This is a genomic window from Pseudomonas sp. TWP3-2 (assembly GCF_049897765.1).
Classification (GTDB): Bacteria; Pseudomonadota; Gammaproteobacteria; order Pseudomonadales; family Pseudomonadaceae; genus Aquipseudomonas.
Map to the genome: position 1 here is coordinate 1 of NZ_JAFCWW010000046.1, position 1,064 is coordinate 1,064.

1 protein-coding gene is annotated in these 1,064 nt (G+C 52.2%); it reads right to left on the minus strand.

Features of this window, described 5'->3' with window-relative positions:
• Positions 1–800 (minus strand): IS110 family transposase (locus tag ACP7EE_RS27585; RefSeq protein ID WP_426238171.1); only part of this gene is annotated, 800 nt, incomplete at its 3' end.
• Positions 801–1,064 lie beyond the last annotated feature (264 nt).

The window sequence follows — 1,064 nt, forward strand, 5'->3', positions numbered from 1 at the left end:
TCGATCTCACGATCAAAATCCTTGAGCGTTGAAATAAGCCCTTTCAGATGCGACGCCAAAGCTGTTGCGTACATCTGCGAAGGCCGTATTACGCCTGAGTCCTGCGTCAAAGGCATCGCTTTGACGATGGTTTCCCAGCGGGTTTGATTGCGTTCGGCATGACGAGCGTTGTGCTCGTTAAGAAACTTTAGAAAAGTGCTCTGACGAGAGCGTTTGATGTGTTCAAGCGTGGGCCAGCGCATCAGGAAATCGCAAAACAATACGGTTTCATGATCGTTAAACAGCTCCAGGGCCAATGGATAATACTGTTTGAGCGTGCAGATCAGGCGATTGCTGACCTTCACTCGCTCATCAACCAGTGCACGCCGATGCTCTGTCAGGCTGGCCAAAATACGCATGGCCGGGCTTTGCGGCATCAGCTGAGGAAACCTTTGCGGGTGAGTAAGCAACAACTCAAGCGCCCATTGAGCATCGGTCGGATCATCCTTGGCGCCGCTAAGCACAAAGGTTTTGCGGTGTCTGGCCAAGGTGCTTGGATTGATCGGAAACAGGCAAAAGAACTCGTACTTTTGCAGGGCCGCCACCAACGGGCCTTTATTGAGCTCAAGAGCAATCGCAATCGGAGCGCCGTAGCGCTCAACCAACGATTTCGCCCAACAATCAATCGCCTGGGGTGTGTGGTCGATGGCAGAAAAATGCCGCTGGGTTTCCCCGGCAACCTGCAAACACACGTCGTGTTTGGTATCGGCCCAATCTATTCCGATATAAGCAGTGAATTTCTGAGACAGGAGCGTTTTCATTACCAACCTCCACAGGCGCTAAAGTACATGCAGGAACATGCGTGCTTACGTCCAGCGAAAGCGATATAGAGAGCCGTGTCGGGCTTTCCCTGAGGATTCGTTAGAGGGCGCAAGCGCACCTGTAGGCTCGAAGGTGACGGGCAAATCATCGAGTGCTTGGCAGGCATATTCGTAGCCTACAGGTGCATGTTCCTTCCCTGATCAAGACTGACTTCCAGACATCGAAGTATGGAAGAGGAAGGAACGGATAACCTATATCGGCAG